Annotated in this window: 1 pseudogene (only partly in view); it reads right to left on the bottom strand. The window is 66.9% G+C overall.

Annotated elements, in window-relative coordinates:
• Positions 1 to 5: 5 nt before the first annotated feature.
• Positions 6 to 19,817 (bottom strand): annotated as a pseudogene (locus tag EH231_RS05935) (non-ribosomal peptide synthase/polyketide synthase) (its annotated part continues 12,341 nt past the right edge of the window); the annotation flags it as partial.

Below are 19,817 nucleotides of genomic sequence, written 5' to 3'. Positions count from 1 at the left end.
CGACCCGGATGGGCCGTCATCCCCACCAACACCTTCTTGAACCGCTCCATCAGCGCTTCTATGGTTTCGCCGTCGAATACCTCGGTGTCGTATTGGACCCGCAGCTCCAACTCGCGACCGGGCCCGGCTTGCACCGCGATCGGGTAGTGGTAGAAGTCGCGGCTGCTGAAACCGGTGACGGCCAAACCCTCGCCGCCCGGTGGTGTTCCGGTATCGGTCGGATAGTTCTCGTACACGAAGACGGTGTCGAAGAGGCTGTCCTGGCCGGTCATGCGGTGAATGTCGCTGAGCGCCACGTGCTGATGATCGAGTGTGTCGTTGTGGGCACTTTGCAGCTGGTCCAGCAGATCGGCCGTGGTGGTTTCCGGGGTGAAGGTAGCCCGCACCGGAACCGTGTTGATCAGCAGGCCGACCATCGAATCCGCACCGTCCACCTCCGGTGGCCTACCCGAGACGACGGTTCCGAAGGCGACGTCGTGGTGGCCGGTCAGCGAGCTGAGCAGGAGAGCCCAAGCCCCCTGCAAGACGACGTTCACGGTGGTGTGATGCGCGCGCGCGAGTTTCGTAAGGGCCCGCGTGGTCTTGGCGGGCACCCGGTACGAGCCGACACAACGTTCCCCGAACCGCAGCTTCTGCGGCGGTCCCACGAGAATCGGAGTGTCGAAACCGGCCAGCACCTCACGCCACACCGCATGGGCGGCATGGTGATCACGTTCGGACAGCCACGTCACGAAGCTGCGGTACGGGGAGGCCGCGGGCAGCCGCAGCCCCTGGTAGCCGGCGAAGATCTCCTGCATCAGGATCGGCATCGACCATCCGTCGAGCACGATGTGATGGTTGGTCAGCACGAACCGGTGCCGGTCTTCGGCAGTGCGGATGAGGGCGGTCCGGAAGGCAGGTTGGTTCTCGAGGTCGCACACTGCGCCACGTTCGGCGGCGCAGATCTGCTCGATCTGCTGGTCGACGCCAATGCCGTTGGCGTCCAACTCGATATACCGCCACGGCGTCACCGGATCAGCGGGGATCACCTGCACGGGTTGCTCGAACTGCGGGCAGAAGCGGGCAGCCAGATGCGGATGCCGACTCACCACGGTCTGCACGGCATCGCGCAGCCGGTGTACGTCGAGCGGACCGCTCAATGCCAGGTCCAGCTGCACCGCATAGACGTCGTCGCCAGAGGAATTCGCGATGCCGGCGTGGTAGAGCAGTCCCTGCTGCAACGGCGTCAGGAGAAGCACGTCGGCGATGGGGAATTCGCTGTGCAGCGCATCGATCTGGTGCTGGCTCAGCCTTGCCGGCGCGATGTCCGACGGCGTCAATCCGCCCCCGCCCCGCCTGACATGGGCACAGATCCCCGCCAGGGCGTCGAACCACAACCGGCTGATCCGGGTGACAGCCGTACGATCCAGTGCGGTGGGCGCCCACGTCCAGGTGGCATTCAGGTGCGGGCCGCTGTCGGTGTCGATGGTGACCGCATTGAGCTCCACGGAGTGCGCCAGCGCAATCGGCATCGCGCCGGCCGCACCGGTCATCGACAGGCCGTCCTGACTGAAACGCCACACGTCACCGGACGCGTACGCCGCCGGGGAACCCAGCCGCCCGAGATAGTTGAACCCGATCACCGGATCGGATCCGGCCAGATCCACGTCGGGGTTGAGGTAGCGCAGCAGTCCGTAGGTCAGACCGTCGGGCAGGGTTCGAAGCTGCTCTTTGGCGTCCTTGATGACCGCGCCGAGCGCCGCATCGCCTGCCACCACCTGCGTCCAGCGCAGCCCACCGACTGCCAGCGATACCGGGTACTTGGCGGTGAACCACCCCACCGTGCGCGATAGGTCGACCTCTGGGTCGTCGGGTGCGCCCAGATTTGCCAAGTCCTCCTGGCGCCCGTGGCCCTCCACATCGATGGCGATCGGAGCGCCGCCCGTCCCCAGATACTGGGCCCACGCCAGTGCGAACGCGATCAACAGGATCTCTTGCACCCCGGCGTGAAATGCCGCAGGCACATCACCCAGCAGCATGTGGGTGGTCTCGGCATCCAGGAACTCCGACAGGTATCCGGCGGTGGCGAACGTATCCTCGGCGGGCCGCGGCGCCGGCAATGCAGGTGGGATCGAGGCCACCTGCCGCCACGCCTCCGCCCGGCCGACCACGTCGGGGTGGTGCGCGTACTCAGCCAGCAGCTCCGCCCATCGTTTGAACGACGACCCGGTCGGCGGCAGCAGCACCGGCTGCTCGCCGCGATGCTGGGTCCAGGCGATGTTGAGGTCCTCCAGCACAATTCGCCACGACACTCCGTCGACAGCCATATGGTGGGCGACCAACGCCAGTTGCCCCGTGGCAGAACTCCACAACGCGCTCAACATCACCCCGGCGGCGGGATTCAACCGCGACCGTGCCACTGCCAGCGCGTCTTCCGTCAACAGGTCGACGGTGAGCAGATGCTCGCGCGCATCCACCGCGTCCGGGTCGGGCACTGTCAGCGACCATGCGCCGGTGCCGTCGTCCTCGGCACGCAATCGGAGCATGCCATGCCGTGCCAGCAAGGCCTGCAACAGGATTACGACGTCGTCCTCGGATGCACCGGCGGGTGCCTGCAGCACCACCGTCTGATTGAACTCGTCGATCGGGCCGTCGGCACGCTCCAGGCCCTTCAGCCACCGCATGATCGGGGTCGCGACCACCGGACCGAGACCCTCGTCGATCACGCCGCCGGCGTTGTTGGCCATACTGACCACCCGCGCCAACCGGGCCACCGTCTGCTGGACGAAGATGTCGCGTGGGCGCCCGGTCAGACCGGCACTATGGGCGCGCCAGATCACCTGAATGGCCGAAATGCTGTCGCCACCAAGGTCGAAGAATGATTCGTCGACGCCGACGCGGTCCAGGCCGAGGACTTGGGCGTAGATGCCGGCCAGAAGCTCCTCGACACCAGTGGCCGGAGCACGATAACGATCGATGTCCTGGTATTCCGGGGCCGGCAACGCTCGAATATCGAGTTTTCCGTTGACCGTCAACGGCAGGGCCTCGATCTCCACCACAGCGGTCGGGACCATGTAGGGCGGCAGCTTCTCCGCCAGCGCGGCACGCAACACAGCAGGATCGGCGGTCCCGGTGACATAACCGACCAGCCGCTTGTCCCCGGGCCGGTCCTCACGGGCGATCACCACCGCCTGCTCGACACCGTCCAACGCCATCAGCGCAGACTGGATCTCACCCAATTCGATGCGATAGCCACGGATCTTGACCTGCTCATCGGCACGGCCCAGATACTGCAGTTCCCCGTCCGCGCGCCACGACACCAGGTCCCCGGTGCGATACATCCGCATCCCCGGCGACCCGAACGGACACGCTGTGAATCGCGACGCACTCAATCCCGGCCGACCCACATACCCGTAGCCCAAACCCGCACCGGCCACATACAACTCGCCCACCACCCCGACCGGCACGGGACGCAACCAGCGATCGAGCACGACAAAGGCCAGGTGCTTCAGCGGCACACCGATCGGACTGACCGCGACCTCCGCATCGAGCTCGGTGATCTCCCGGAACGATGCGTGCACCGTGGTCTCGGTGATCCCGTACATGTTGATCAACCGCGGCAACACCGGATGGTCCTGGAACCACTCCGCCAGCCGAGTCGGGTCCAGTGCTTCACCGCCGAATACGACCAACTCAAGCTCGAGCTCAGAACCGGCCCCCGCTGAGAGCTCGTCCGCGGCTTGCAGCGCATAGAACGCCGACGGCGTCTGACTCAACACACTGACCCGCTCGGCGACCAGCAAGGCGTGGAACTCTTCGGGCGACCGTGCCACCGAATCGGACACCACCACCAGCCGGCCACCGTGCAGCAGTGCGCCGAAAATCTCCCACACCGAGAAATCGAAGGCCAGCGAATGACTCTGCGTCCACACTTGATCCGCCGACAACTCCAGATCGGCGTCCAGGGCCTGCAGCAATCGAGTCACGTTGTGGTGCGGGATCGCCACACCTTTCGGCACACCCGTGGTGCCCGAGGTGTAGATCAGATACGCGATGTCGTCCGGACCCGGCCCCGGCAGGGCTGTATCGGGTTGGCCGGCCACCGCGGCATCGTCGACGGCGATCACCCTCAATGCGCGCCCGGCCAGCCGGTCGGCCAGATCCGTGGTGGTGATCGCCGCCAGCGGCGTGGAATCGCTGAGGATGAACTCCATTCGGGAATCGGGCACCGCGGGATCGATCGGCACGTATGCCGCCCCGGTTTTGAGCACCGCGAAGATCGCGACGATCGCCTCGACCGACCGCGAGAACAGCAACGCCACCCGCTGGCCCGGACCAACACCCTGCTCGACGAGCAGGTGCGCCAACCGATTCGCGGCCCGATCGAGATCCCCGTACGTGATGTGGCTTCCGTCGAAACTGACGGCCACCGCACCAGGATCACGGATCACCTGAGCATCGAACAGAACCGAAATCGACACCGGACCGGGGGTCGGACGGGTCAGCGTCGCCAGATTGCCCACCGTGTCCAGACGTGCCCGCTCATCGGCGTCGAGCACATCGATCGCCGACAGTCGCAGGGTGGAATCGGCGGCCATCGCCTCGAGGACCCGCCGCAACCGATCGACGAGGGCTTCGATGCTGCCGGCGTCGAACACATCGGTACGGAACTCGACAGTGCCGGAAATTCCCGCGGCCTCACCGGTTTCCGTCCAGCGTTCGGCCAACGACCACGACAGGTCCATCCGCGCGGTGTGGGTGTCCAGCGGCAACTGAGTGACCTGCAGATCCCCCAGCGACACCCCGCCGCCGTCTTCGCCCGTCTGACCGGGAACGTTCTGCCAGGCCAACATCACCTGCACCAGTGGGTGGTGGGTCAGCGACCGGGTCGGGTTGAGCCGCTCGACAAGCACCTCGAACGGCACGTCCTGGTGCTCGAACGCACCGAGACTGCGTTCCCGAACTTGAGCCAGCACCTCGGCAACACTCGGGTCTCCGGCCAGATCGACCCGGAGCACCAACGTGTTGACGAAGAACCCGATCAGCTCGTCGAGGGCAGGGTCACGGCGCCCGGCGATCGGGAAGCCCACCGCCACATCCGAACTCGAGCTGAGCTTCGACAGCAGAGTCAGCAGCGCCGCTTGAATCACCATGAATTTGGTCGCGTTGTGTTCGCGAGCCAGGCGAGCCACCTGTTGCTGCAGATCGGCGGGCCATTCCACATCGACTCGGTCGCCATTCTGGTCAGCCACCAAGGGATAGGGACGATCGGTCGGCAATGCCAGGCGTTCGGGCATCCCGCCGAGTGCGTCCGCCCAGAACCTCAGCTGCTGGGAGATGCGGCTGTCGCTCTCCTCCAGATCACCCAGCTGGGCGCGCTGCCACAACGTGTAGTCCGCGTACTGGACCGCCAACGGCTCCCAGCCCGGCGCCTGCCCTTCACGCCGGCTCGCATAGGCCACCCCCAGATCGGCCACCAGCGGAGTGATCGACCAACCGTCGGCGGCGATGTGATGCACCACCGCCACCAGCACATGCTCATCCTCGGCTACCCGGAAAACCTTCGCCCGCAGCGGGATCTCGGCAGCGAGGTCGAAGCTGTGACGCGCCGCGTCCTCGACGGCCTGCTCCAACCTGCCGGCCGGCCATCCGACGGCATCAACCACCTCCCAGCCGAATTCGGTCAGCTCAGCGGGAACAATCAGTTGCTGAGGCGTCCCGTCAACCGTCGGGAACAACGTGCGCAGGCTCTCGTGTCGATCCAAGAGGTCCCCGAACGCCGCGCCGAGGGCCTCGACATCAAGTGGTCCGTCCAAGCGCAAACCCGCCGCCAGGTTGTAAACCGGTGAAGGCCCGTTCAATTGGTCGATGAACCACAACCTGCTCTGCGCAAACGACAGCGGCATCACCGCGGGCCGTTCCGCGGCCAGCAACGGTTGATGCCGGCCTTCGTCGTCACCGATGCAGAGCATCAGCTGGGCGACCGTTGGGGCGTCGAACAGGACGCGCTCTTCGAGGCCGGTGCCCAGAGTCCGATTGAGGGCGGCGACCAGGCGCATGGCCTGCAAGGAATCACCGCCGAGATCGAAGAATGATTCGTCGACGCCGACGCGGTCCAGGCCGAGGATCTGGGCGTAGATGCCGGCCAGGATCTCCTCGGTGGGCGTGCTCGGAGCCCGGTAGCCATCGACATGCTGGTATTCCGGTGCAGGCAAGGCCTTTTTGTCGAGCTTGCCGTTGACCGTCAACGGCAACGCATCGATAGCCACCACCGCCGCGGGCACCATATACGGCGGCAGCGTCTCCCCCAGCACCGCACGCAACACAGCAGGATCGGCGGTCCCGGTGACATAACCGACCAGCCGCTTGTCCCCGGGCCGGTCCTCACGGGCGATCACCACCGCCTGCTCGACACCGTCCAACGCCATCAGCGCAGACTGGATCTCACCCAATTCGATGCGATAGCCACGGATCTTGACCTGCTCATCGGCACGGCCCAGATACTGCAGTTCCCCGTCCGCGCGCCACGACACCAGGTCCCCGGTGCGATACATCCGCATCCCCGGCGACCCGAACGGACACGCTGTGAATCGCGACGCACTCAATCCCGGCCGACCGACATACCCGTAGCCCAAACCGGCACCGGCGACGTACAACTCGCCAACCACCCCGGCGGGCACCGGACGCAACCAACCGTCCAGTACGAAAAACGCCAGATCCGCCAACGGCACACCGATCGGACTGACCACATTGCCCACATCAGCGGCGCTGATCTCACGGAACGAGGCATGCACCGTCGTCTCGGTAATCCCGTACATATTGATCAACCGCGGCATCACCGCGTGCCGGTCCAACCATGGTGAAAGCCGCTGCGGTTCCAGCGCCTCCCCGCCGAACACCACGAGTTCGAGTGAGAGCTGGTGGTCAGGCCGGGCCGCGTCGACCGCGGCCAACGCATAGAACGCTGCCGGTGTTTGACTGAGCACACTGACCCGTTCGGCGACCAACAACGCGTGGAACTCATCGGCCGAGCGCGTCACCGATTCGGGCACCACCACCAACCGGCCACCGTGCAGCAGCGCACCGAAAATCTCCCACACCGAGAAATCGAACGCATACGAGTGGAACTGCGTCCACACCTGACCCGCCGACAAATCCACATCACGATCGATCGCATCCAACAACCGCGCCACATTCCGATGCGGAATCGCCACACCCTTGGGCACACCCGTCGTCCCCGACGTGTAGATCAGGTACGCAACATCATCGCCAGTTGGTTCGACCAGCGGTGGGGTGCTCGGCCGGCCGACCGCGGCGGAGTCGTCGACATCGATCACCGTCAACCCACGCCCATCCAACCGACCCACCAGATCAGCGGTGGTGACCACAGCGATCGGCGCCGAGTCGGTTAGGACGAAATCCAAGCGCGCATCGGGCACCGAAGGATCGATCGGCACATACGCCGCACCGGTCTTCAGCACCCCCATGATCGCCACCACAGCCTCGACCGAACGTGGGAACAACAACGCCACCCGCAGCCCGGGACCTGCTCCCCACTCGACCAGCAAGTGCGCCAACCGATTCGCAGCCGCGTCGAGTTCCCGATAGGTCAACGAACTGGCACCGAGGCTGACTGCCACCGCGTCCGGATGACGAGCCACCTGCGCGTCGAACAGCACCGGGATCGACGCCGACACCGGGACCACCTCATTCAAGGCTGCCCGGTTACCCCACCCGTCGAGTTCCTCGACGTCATCGTCGTCGTCGAGATCCATCGACAACAATCGCCGGTTGGCGTCGGCAGTCACGATGGTTGTACCTCTCCGGTCATGGCCTCCAGCACACGCTGGAACCGTCCGACGATTTTTTGCACGCGCTTCGCAGTGAATACGTCGGTATCGAATTCGACACGCAGAACCAGTTCGGTGCCGGGCATGGCCTGCAGGGTCAATGGGTAGTGGTTGTATTCGCGGCCATTGACCTCGGTGATGGCCAACCCGTCGACCATCGTTGCCGCGACCGTCTCGACCGGATAGTTCTGGTAGACGAAAAGGGTGTCGAACAGTTGATCGTGGCCGACGGCACGGTGAATCTCACTGAGCGCCAGATGCTGATGTTCGAGCGTGTCGCCGTGATGGCGTTGCAGTTCGTCGAGCAGCCCGGCGATGGTCGTGTCCGGTGTGATGGTGGCCCGCACCGGCACGGTGTTGATCAGCAGGCCCACCATCGAATCCGCGCCGGCCACCTCCGCCGACCGGCCCGAGACCGCAACGCCGAAGGCGACGTCATGCTTTCCGGTGAGCCACATGAGCACCTGCGCCCACGCCGCTTGGAGCACGGTGCTGGCAGTCGTGTGCTGCGAACGCGCGAGTTCATTGACCGCTCGGGTGGTTTCGGCGGGCAATTGGAACGACTCGGTGGCACGTCGCCCTGGAGTTACCCGGTTGGGGGCGACCAGGGCCGGGGTGGCGAAGCCCGCCAGGACTTCGCGCCACGCGGTGTGAGCGGCGTCGACGTCTCGATCGGCCAACCACGTGACGAACCTGCGGTAGGGAGCGGCGGCAGGAAGCCGCTGCCCGTAGTAGCCGGCGAAGATCTCCTGCAGCAGGATCGGCAGTGACCAGCCGTCGAGCACGATGTGGTGATACGTCATCACGAACCGGTGCTCGTCATGCGCAGACCGGATCAGTGCCGCGCGGAATGCCGATTGGTGGACCAGATCGCAGACTGTCGCACGTTCGTCGGCGCACAACCTCTGTATCTGCTCGTCCACACCGGCGGCATCTGTGCCCGTGGTCATGTCGAGGTACTGCCAGGGCACGCTGGGTTCCGCCGGGATGATCTGGACGGGTTCGCCGAATCGTTTGTCGAACCGCGCGGCCAGGTTGGGGTGGCGGTTGACCACGGTGCGCACCGAATCGCGCAGCCGGTGCGGATCCAGCGGGCCGGTGATGGTGACGTCGAGTTGCATGGCGTAGACGTCGTCATCGTTGCTTTGAGTTGCATTGGCCTGGAACAGAAGTCCCTGCTGCAGGGGTGTGAGGGGCAGCACGTCGGCGATCCGGTGGTGCTCGCTCAGCTCATCGATCTCGGGCTGGGTGAGACGGGCAGGGACGATGTCGGACGGTGTCAGGCCGCCACCGCCGCCGGCGATGTGCGCGCAGATACCGGTGAGCGCCTCGAACCAGAGCTGACTCAGCCGGCCGATCTGGGCCTCGTCGAGAGCCGAGGGCGCCCACGTCCAGGCGGCGTGAAGACTTGGGCCGGCATCGGTTTCGGCGGTGCTCGCGTTGAGTTCCACGGTGTGCCCGAGCGGCATCGGTATGGCCGCGGCGGCCGCGGCGACCTCTGCCCCATCGCGGCTGACCTGCCACAGGCCGGCAAGTTCGTCCGACTGTGCCGGGCCGGTCGCACCCAGTCTGCCGAGGTAGTTGAAACCGATGGTCGGGTCGGCTCCGGACAGATCGACGTCGGGGTTGAGGTAGCGAAGGAGTCCGTAGGTCGTTCCGTCGGGCAGTCCGCGCAGTTGTTCCTTGGCGTCCTTGATCACGCGGCCGAGCGCCGGATGGCCGGCCCGCACCTCAGACCATTGGAGCCCGGCCAGGGGCCCTCGGACATTCAGTCTCACCGGGTACTTGGCGGTGAACCAACCCACGGTTCGTGAGAGGTCGATATTTCGGTCGAGAGCTTCACCCAATTCTTCGGTTCGGCCGTGGCCCTCGACGTCGATGGCGACCGGCAAGCTGACGCCCAGGAATTCAGTCAACGCCAGACCGTAGGCGATCAACAGAATGTCTTGTACCCCAGTGTGGAACGCTGCCGGAACCTCGCCGAGCAGGACCCGGGTCGTCTCGACATCCAACGATGCGGTGAGGTGCCCGGCCGTCCCGTACGTGTCGAGTTCGGGCCGGACCACGGGCAGCGCGGAGGGGGTCGCCAACACTCGCCGCCAGCTGTCGGCCTGATCCACCACTGCCGCCGAGCTGGCGTGCTGACCGAGCAGTTCCGTCCACTGGGCGAATGAGGTCCCGGTCGTCGGAAGTGCCACCGGCTGGCCCTGGCAATGCTGAGCCCAGGCGATGTTGAGGTCTTCGAGCAGAATCCGCCAGGACACGGCGTCCACCGCGAGGTGGTGGACGATCAATACCAGCTGGCCGGTGGAGGCCACCCACAGTGCGCTGACCATCTCCCCGGAACTCGGGTCCAGCCGGGACCGGGCTCGCATCAACGCGTCGTCGGACAGCACATCGACCGACTCCAGATGCGCTCGCACCGAACCCTTCTCGGGCACTACGAACGACCAGCTTCCGGCCCCGTCGTCTTCAGCGCGCGCACGCAACATGGCATGCCGGTCCAATAGAGCGGTCAACACCATCTCGACGTCGGACACAGTGGCCCCCGGCGGCGCCTGGACCACCACCGTCTGGTTGAACTGGCCGACCGGCCCTCCGGCACGGTCGACCTCTTCCAGCCAGCGCATGATCGGAGTTGCCCCTACCGGACCGATGCCCTCGTCGACCGGGCCGGTGTCATCGGCGTCGAGGCCTACCACCAGAGCCAGTCGCGCCACCGTCTGCTCGACGAAAATGTCACGGGGCCTGCACATCACACCGCATGCCCTGGCCCGGGCCACCACCTGCATGGACAGGATGCTGTCGCCGCCAAGGTCGAAGAACGAGTCGTCGACACCGACCCGCTCAAGCCCGAGCACCTGGGCAAAGATGCCGGCCAGGATCTCCTCGACCGCAGTCTCCGGTGCACGATATTGCTCGGCGTCCTGATATTCCGGTGCAGGCAACGCGCGGGTGTCGAGTTTGCCGTTGACCGTCAACGGCAATGCGTCCAGAACCACGATCGCGGCCGGGACCATGTACGGCGGCAGCCGATCGGCCAGTGCGCTTCGCAACCCAGCCGGATCCACCGACCCGGCCGCGTCTGGGATGACGTAGCCGACCAGACGCTTGATGCCCGGCTGATCCTCACGGGCGATCACCACCGCCTGCCCGACTCCGGCCAGCCCACTCAACGCGGCCTGAACTTCGCCGAGTTCGATGCGATAACCACGAATTTTGACCTGGTCATCGGCGCGACCCAGATACTGCAGTTGCCCGTCGACACGCCAGCTCACCAGGTCTCCGGTGCGATACATCCGCCTTGCGGGCTGCCCCGGCTCACCGAACGGGCACGCCACGAAACGTGCTGCGGTCAATCCCGAGCGGCCCAGATAACCGCACGCGACACCGTCTCCGGCCACATACAGTTCGCCGACCACCCCAGGGGGCACCGGGCGCAACCACTCGTCGAGCACGAACAAGGCCGACGTCGGAACGGGCGCCCCGATGGGCGCGGCCCCCGACCCGGCTTTCAGCGGTGCGCTCATAGACGCGTACACCGTGATCTCCGTGGGGCCATAGGCATTGATCACCACACGCCCGGTCGCCCAACGATCGACCACTTCACCCGGACAGGCCTCACCGCCGAGTAGCAACGCGACCGACTCCAGCCCCTGCGGGGACAGCGCCCCGGCCGCCGACGGGGTCTGGGTGAGCACGTTGACCCGCTCGCCGACCAGGAGGGCATGGAAGTCGTCGGGTGAACTCACGACGGACTCGGGTACCACGACCAGGCGTGCCCCGCCCAGCAGCGCAGCCCAGATCTCCCATACCGAGAAGTCGAAAGCGTACGAATGACATTGCGTCCAAACCTGATTCTCCGGCAGGTGTGCAGGGGTGGACCGGGCGAGGTGAGTCAGGTTGTGGTGGCTGACGGCCACGCCCTTGGGCAGTCCGGTCGTTCCCGAGGTGTAGATGAGATACGCGATATCCTCCGGCGCCGGTTCTGCGGGCGCGGTGGTGAGCTGGTGCTCAACCGCCGGATCGCCGACGTCGATCACCCGCAGGCGATGGCCGTCCAGTCGGTCGGCCAGACCGCTGGTGGTGATCGCGGCTACCGGGGCGGCATCGGCCAGCATGAAATCGATCCGGGTTGCGGGCAGCGCGGGGTCGATCGCCAGGTAAGCGGCCCCCGCTTTGAGCACCGCCAGCATCGCGACGATGGCGTCCGCAGAGCGCTCCAGCAGCAGGACCACGTAGCGACCAGGTCCGACACCTTGCCCGATCAGCAGGTGCGCCAACTGGTTTGCCGCCTCATCGAGTGCGCGATAAGTCAGGGACCGGCCGTCAAAGGTGACCGCGACGGCTTCCGGGTTCCGCGCGACCTGCGCGGCGAACAATGCCGGGACCGATACCGGATCCGAGGGCGGCACCGACCCCGCCAGCGCGGCGCGGTTGCCGATCGCGTCGAGGTGGGCGTGTTCGACGTCATCGAGCAGATCGATCGAGGACAGGTGCCGGTCCGTGTCGGCGGTCATCGCCGACAGCACCAGTTCGAACCGCTTGATCATCGTTTCGATGGTCGCCGTGTCGAACACGTCGGTGCGGAACTCCACCGTCCCACCGATTCCGGCGGGTGCACCGGTCTGGGTCCGCCGTTCGGCGAGCGAGAAGCTCAGGTCCATGCGCGCGGTGTGGGTGTCCGCGGGCATCTGGCTGACCTCCAGGTCACCGAGCGCCAGGGCGCTCCCGGACTGACCGGGAACGTTCTGCCATCCCAGTGCCACCTGGATCAGCGGGTGATGGGTCAGGGATCGGGTCGGATTGAGCCGCTCGACGAGTACCTCGAACGGCACATCCTGGTGGTCGTAGGCGGCCAGGCTGCGAGACCGCACCTGCGCCAACAGTTCTGCCACCGTCGGATCCCCGGCCAGATCGGCCCGCAGGACCAAGGTGTTGACGAAGAACCCGATCAGGTCGTCGAGGGCGGGGTCGCGGCGTCCGGCGATGGGGAAACCGACTGCCACATCGGAACTTCCGCTGAGTCTGGACAGCAGGGTCAGCAGCGCTGTCTGGATCACCATGAAGCTGGTCGCGTTGTGCTCGCGGGCGACCCGGGCGACCTGCTGCTGCAGTTCGGCGGACCAGTCCAGCGAAACGATGGCGCCGCGCTGATCGGCGGCCGGCGGATAGGGCCGATCGGTGGGCAGTGCCACCCGTTCGGGCATGCCGGCCAGCGCATCCTGCCAGTAGCTCACCTGTGTGGCGATACGGCTCCGGCTGTCGTCGAAGTCGCCGAACTGGGCGCGCTGCCACAGCGTGTAATCGACGTACTGGACGGCCAGATCAGCCCAGGCGGGCGCCTGCCCGGTGCTGCGGCCGGCGTAGGCCACCCCGAGGTCGGCCACCAGCGGGGTGAGAGACCAGGCGTCGGCCGCGATGTGGTGCACCACCGCCGCAAGCACGTGTTCGTCACCTCCGAGCCGGAAGAGCTTCGCCCGCAACGGGATTTCACCGGACAGATCGAACGTGTGACGGGCGGCTTCGCCGATCGCCTCGTGCAACTGCTCCCCCGACCAACCGGTGGCATCCACGACGTCCCAACCGAACTGGGCGTGCTCGATCGGCACCACCGACTGCCGCGGGATTCCCTCGGCCGCCGGGAAGACGGTACGCAGGCTTTCGTGGCGGGCCACCACGTCGGCCAGCGCGACGCCCAGGGCGTCGACATCCAGCGCCCCGCTGATCCGAAGCGCGGTGGCCATGTTGTAAACCGGTGAGGGGCCTTGCAGTTGGTCGAGGAACCACAGCCGGGACTGCGCGAACGACAGCGGAATCGTGGCGGGCCGCTGACCGGCCACCAGAGGATCCAGCCGAGCCTCTTCGCCGCCGATCCGCGGCGCCAGTTGCGCCACGGTAGGCGCCTCGAACAGGACCCGCACCGCAAGACCGCTGTCGAGAGCGGTGTTGATGGCGGCCACCAGGCGCATCGCCGACAGGGAATCTCCACCCAGATCGAAGAAGGAATCGTCGACCCCGACCCGCTCCACTCCCAGCACCGCGGCGTAGATCCCGGTCAGGATCTCCTCGGTGAGGGTGCCGGGCGCGCGGTAGCGGTCGATGTCCTGATACTCGGGTGCGGGAAGGGCGCGGGTGTTGAGCTTGCCGTTGGTGGTCAACGGCAGCGTCGGCAATGAAACCACCGCGGCCGGAACCATATAGGCGGGCAGCTGCTCGGCCAGCTGGGTGCGCAGCTTCGCCGGGTCCGCGGTCCCGGTCACGTAGCCCACCAGTCGTTGGTCCCCGGGACGGTCGGTCCGGGCGATCACCGCGGCTTGTTCGACGCCGTCCAAGCCGGCCAAGACCGACTGAATCTCACCAAGCTCGATCCGATAGCCGCGGATCTTGACCTGCTCATCGGCACGCCCGACGTAGCGAAGCTGCCCATCGGGGCCCCAGCACACCAGATCTCCGGTGCGGTACATGCGCTGTCCCGGAGATCCGAACGGGCAGGCCACAAATCGCGAACCGGTCAGGTCCGCCCGGCCCAGATAGCCGACGCCAACACCGCGGCCGGCCACATACAACTCGCCGACCACCCCGGGCGGAACCCGGCGCAACGCCCCGTCCAGTACGAACAACGCGGCACCCGGCACCGGTGCACCGATCGACGGCGCCCCTGCACCTACGGCCAAAGGTGCAGTCCTGGAAGCACATATCGTGGTCTCGGTCGGACCATAGGCGTTGACCATCACCCGGCCCGGCGCCCAGCGGTCCACCAACTCGGCCGGGCAGGCCTCACCGGCCACCAGCAATGACACCGCGCCCAGCCGCTCGGGCGACAGCATCGCCACCGCCGACGGGGTCTGGCTCAAGACATCCACCTGTTCGGCGACGAGCAAAGTCTGCAGGTCCTCCGGTGAGCGGGCCACCGACTCGGGCACGACCACCAGCCGTCCGCCGTGCAACAGTGCGCCCCAGATCTCTTCGACCGAGGCGTCGAAGGCGTAGGAATGCCACTGCGTCCACGCCTGTCCCGCCAGGAAGGTGTCGCGCGACCCCAACAGTGCGGTCACATTGCGGTGGGTGATCGCCACGCCTTTGGGCACGCCGGTGGTGCCCGAGGTGTAGATGACGTAGGCGACATCGTCCGGGTGCGGCACCGGCAATGCGGCGCCGGGGACGCCGTCGCGATCCTGTTCCGCGACATCGCCGACACGGATGACCCGCAGGTCACATCCGGCCAGCCGGTCGGCCAGGCCTGCGGTGACGATCGCGACCGTCGGCCCGGCGTCGGCGAGCATGAATTCGATTCGCGCATCGGGCAACACGGGGTCGATCGGCAGGTACGCGGCGCCCGCCTTGAGCACCGCCAGCATGGCCACGATCGCTTCCGCCGAGCGTTCCGACAGCAACGCCACGCATGCACCCGGACCGACGCCGTGAGCCGCCAGCCTGCGCGCCAGTCGAGTCGCGGCGTCATCGAGTTCCAGGTAGGTCATGCGGCTGCCGTCGAAGCTGATCGCCACGGCCTCGGGCACTCGGGCAGCCTGTGCGGCGAACAGTGCCGGAATCGAGATTGTGGCCGAGGCGGTCGCCGGAGCATTCAGTACCGCCCGGTTACCCCACCCGTCCAGATGCGCGCGCTCGGCCTCGTCGAGAAGATCGAGCGACGAGATCCGCTGGGACGTGTCGGCGGTCATCGCCGCCAAAACCCGCCGCCACCGTGCGATCAACGCCTCGATGCTGTCGGCGTCGAACACGTCGGTCCGGAATTCCACCGCCCCGCCGATCCCGGCGGGCTCGCCCTCGGGCGTCCAGCGTTCCCCGAGGGAGAACGTCAGATCCATGCGGGCGGTCTGCGTGTCGACCGGCAACGGCGTGACCTGAAGGTCTCCCAGGCTCAGCCCGCCGGCGGGGCCGGTGTCCTGCCAGGGAAGGTTCTGCCACGCCAACGCCACCTGAACCAGTGGGTGATGGGTCAGGCTGCGGGTCGGGTTGAGCCGCTCCACCAGAACCTCGAACGGCACGTCCTGGTGGTCGAAGGCGGCCAGGCTCCGGGCCCGCACCTGGGCCAACACCTCTGCCACGGTGGGGTCCCCGGCGAGATCCACCCGGAGGACCAAGTTGTTGACGAAGAAGCCCACCAACTCTTCGAGGGCGCGGTCACTGCGCCCGGCGATCGGGAATCCAACGGCTACATCGGAACTCGCACTCATCTTGGACAGCAGCACCGCCAGCGAGGCCTGCATCACCATGAAGTTCGTCGCGCCGTGGTCGCCGGCCACCGCGCACACTCGCTGTTGCAACTCGGCCGGCCAGTCGACCGCGACGGTGGAGCCGCGCTGATCGGCGACCGGCGGGTAGGGCCGATCGGTGGGCAGCGCGATACGTTCCGGGAGCCCGGCCAGCGCGTCTTCCCAGTAGGTCAACTGCGCGGCGATGGGACTGTCGGAGTCGTCGAGATCGCCCAGCTGCTCGCGCTGCCACAACGTGTAGTCGACGTACTGCACCGCCAGCGGCTCCCAGTCGGGTGCCGCCCCTGCGCAGCGGCCGGCGTAGGCCACGCTGAGATCACGCACCAGTGGGGCAAGTGACCAGCCATCGGCGGCGATATGGTGCACCACCGCCACCAGCACGTGGTCGTCGTCGGCGACGCGGAAAACCTTGGCCTGCAAGGGGATTTCGGAAGCCAGGTCAAAGCTGTACCGAACCGCGCCGTCGATGGCATCGTTCAGCGCGCTCTCGGTCCAGCCGGTGGCATCGACGACGGCCCAACCAAAGTCGGCCCTGTCGACGGACGTGACCACCTGACGAGGAGTTCCGTCGGGCGCATCGAACAGCGTGCGCAGGCTCTCATGGCGACCCACGACGTCGCCCAGTGCCGCACCCAACGCGTCGGCGTCGAGCCGTCCATGAAGCCGCAGACCGATCGGCATGTTGTAGACCGGCGACGGTCCCTGCAGCTGGTCGACGAACCACAACCGGTTCTGGGCGAACGACAGCGGGATCACAGCGGGGCGCTCACCGGCCACCAACGGTGCCAGTCGCTGTTCGCCTTCACCGATACGCAGCGCAAGCTGGGCAACCGTGGGCGCTTCGAACACCGTCCGCACCGAAAGTTCGGTATCCATACTGGCGTTGATCGCGGAGACCAGGCGCATCGTCGAGACGGAATCCCCGCCCAGATCGAAGAACGAGTCGTCGGCGCCGACCCGATCGACACCCAGGACCCGCGCGTAGATGCCGGCCAGGATCTCCTCGTCCGGACTGGCCGGCGCACGGTAGTGGTCGACATCCCGGTAGTCCGGCGCCGGTAGCGCCCGGGTGTCGAGTTTGCCGTTCACCGTCACCGGCAGCGCGGCGAGGGCCACCACCGAGGCGGGAACCATGTAGCCCGGCAGCCGTTCGGCAAGTGCGGCACGGGCTTGCACGGGGTCGGCCGTCCCGGTGATGTAACCCACCAGACGCTTGTCGCCCGGGTGGTCCTCGCGGGCGATCACCGCCGCTTGATCCACGCCGTCCAGCGCGTTGAGCGCCGACTGGATCTCGCCGAGTTCGATGCGGTACCCGCGGATCTTGACCTGTTCATCAGCGCGGCCGAAGTAGTCCAGCTGCCCGTCGGCGCGCCACCGCACCAGGTCTCCGGTGCGATACATGCGCGTGCCGGGTTCCCCGAACGGGCAAGCCATGAAGCGGGATGCGGTCAGCCCCGACCGGCGCCAGTACCCGATGCCGACGCCCGCGCCGGCCAGGTACAACTCACCGACCACGCCTGCGGGCACCGGACGCAGCCACTCGTCCAGCACGAAGAACGCCGCCCACGCCGTCGGCGCACCGATCGGCGGAGCTCCGGTCCCGGCGGCCAGTGGCGCACTGGCACACAACCACATGGTGGTCTCCGTCGGGCCGTAGACGTTGACCATCACCCGTCCCGGCGCCCAGCGATCCACCAATTCCGGTGGGCAGGGCTCCGCGCCGATCACCAACGCCGCGGCGTCCAGGCCCCGCACCGGCAGCACTCCCACCGCCGACGGGGTCTGCGTCAACACCGTGACCTGCTCGCGCAGCAGGAGGGCATGGAAGTCTTCCGGGGAACGGGTCACCGTGTCGGGCACCACCACGAGCCGCCCGCCGTGCAGCAGCGCGCCCCAGATCTCCCAGACCGAGAAGTCGAACGCATACGAGTGGAACTGCGTCCACACCTGTCCCGGCTCCAGCGGTATCCCGATCTGGAGCGAGTCGAACAGCTGCGCCACGTTGCGCTGGGTGACCGCCACACCCTTGGGCTGTCCGGTGGTCCCCGAGGTGTAGATGATGTGAGCCATGTCGTCGGGAGCCGGGGGCGTCAGCGCCGCGCTGGGCTGGTCGGCGACGACGGGGTCCGTCACGTCGAAGATCATCAGGCCGTGCCCGTCGAACCGGTCGACCAACTCGGTGGTGGTCACCGCGGCGATCGGGGCGGAGTCGGTCAGCATGAACTCCACGCGGGCCTCGGGCAGCGCCGGATCGATCGGCAGGTAGGCCGCCCCGGCCTTGAGGACCGCCAGGATCCCCACGATGGCCTCGGCCGAACGCGGGAACATCAAGGCCACCCGCTCGCCGGGACCCACCCCGTGACCGACGAGCAAGTGCGCCAACCGATTCGCGGACTCGTCGAGTTCTCGATACGTGAGTGAATGATCCCCGCAGACCAGTGCCACCGATTCCGGTGCCCGCATCACCTGCGCGGCAAACAATTCCGGCACCGACGCCGGCTGCGCCAAGTCGTACAGCACCGCCCGGTTCCCCCAGCGCGCCAGACGGCTGCGCTCGGCCTCGTCGAGCAGGTCCACAGTCGACAGCGAGCGACCCGGATCGGTCGTCATCGCCTCCAGCACTGCCTCGATGCGGTGGGCGAGAACTTCGATGTCGGCGACGTCGAAGACGGCTGTGTCGTATTCGAGACGCAGGCGCAGTTCGTCACCGGGTATGGCCTGCATCGTCAGCGGGTAGTCGGTGGACTCGTGGCTGGCGACCTCGATGATCTCCAACCCACCGTCGCCGCCTGACAACGCGCCCGTGTCCACCGGGTAGTTCTCGAACACGAACAGGGTGTCGAACAGTCGGTCGTGGTCGGCGATGCGGTGGATCTCGCTGAGCGAGAGATATTGGTGCTCAAGGGTCTTCGTTTGCGCACGTTGCAGCTGGTCGAGCAGGCCAGTGGTGGTGGTCGCCGCGGTGATATCCGCGCGCACCGGCACCGTGTTGATCAGCAGGCCCACCATCGATTCCGCGCCCACGACCTCGGCCGGGCGCCCCGAGACGACCGTGCCGAACACGATGTCGCCGTGGCCGGTCAGCGAATTCAGCAGTAGCGCCCAGGCGCCCTGCAAGACGATGTTGGCGGTGGTCCGATGTGAGCGCGCCAGTTCGTTGAGCGCGCGGGTGGTTTCCGCGGGCACTCGATGTGCCAGCACGCCCCGCTGCCCCAGCTTCGATTTCTGCGACGGGCCGACGAGGGTCGGGCTGTCAAGACCTTCCAGCACCTCGCGCCAGGCGGCGTGGGCGGCGGGGAGGTCCCGATCGGCGAGCCAGTTGATGAAGCTGCGGAACGGTGTGGCCGCGGGCAGCCGTTGTCCCTGATAGCCGGCGAAGATCTCCTGCAGCAGGATGGGCAGCGACCACCCGTCGAGCACGATGTGGTGGTTGGTGAGCACGACCCGGTGCCGGTTGTGTCCGGTGCGGATCATCGCCACCCGGAAGGCCGGTGGATGGGCCAGATCACAGACGGCTGCGCGTTCGTCCGCGCACACCTGCTGGATCTGTTCTTCGGTTGCGGCGGTGCCTAATTCGACATACCGCCACCCTGCGGTGGGATCGGCCGGAATGATCTGCACGGGCTCGTCGAACTGTTCGCAGAACCTGGCCGCCAGGTGCGGATGGCGGGTGGCCACGGCCTGCACGGCATCCCGCAGCCGGTGCTCGTCGAGCACACCGGCGACGGTGATGTCCAACTGCACCACG

The organism is Mycolicibacterium nivoides, from assembly GCF_003855255.1.
Taxonomy (GTDB): Bacteria; Actinomycetota; Actinomycetes; order Mycobacteriales; family Mycobacteriaceae; genus Mycobacterium; species Mycobacterium nivoides.
The sequence above is the reverse complement of the archived record's forward strand: the minus strand, read 5'-3'. Positions and strand labels throughout refer to the sequence as shown.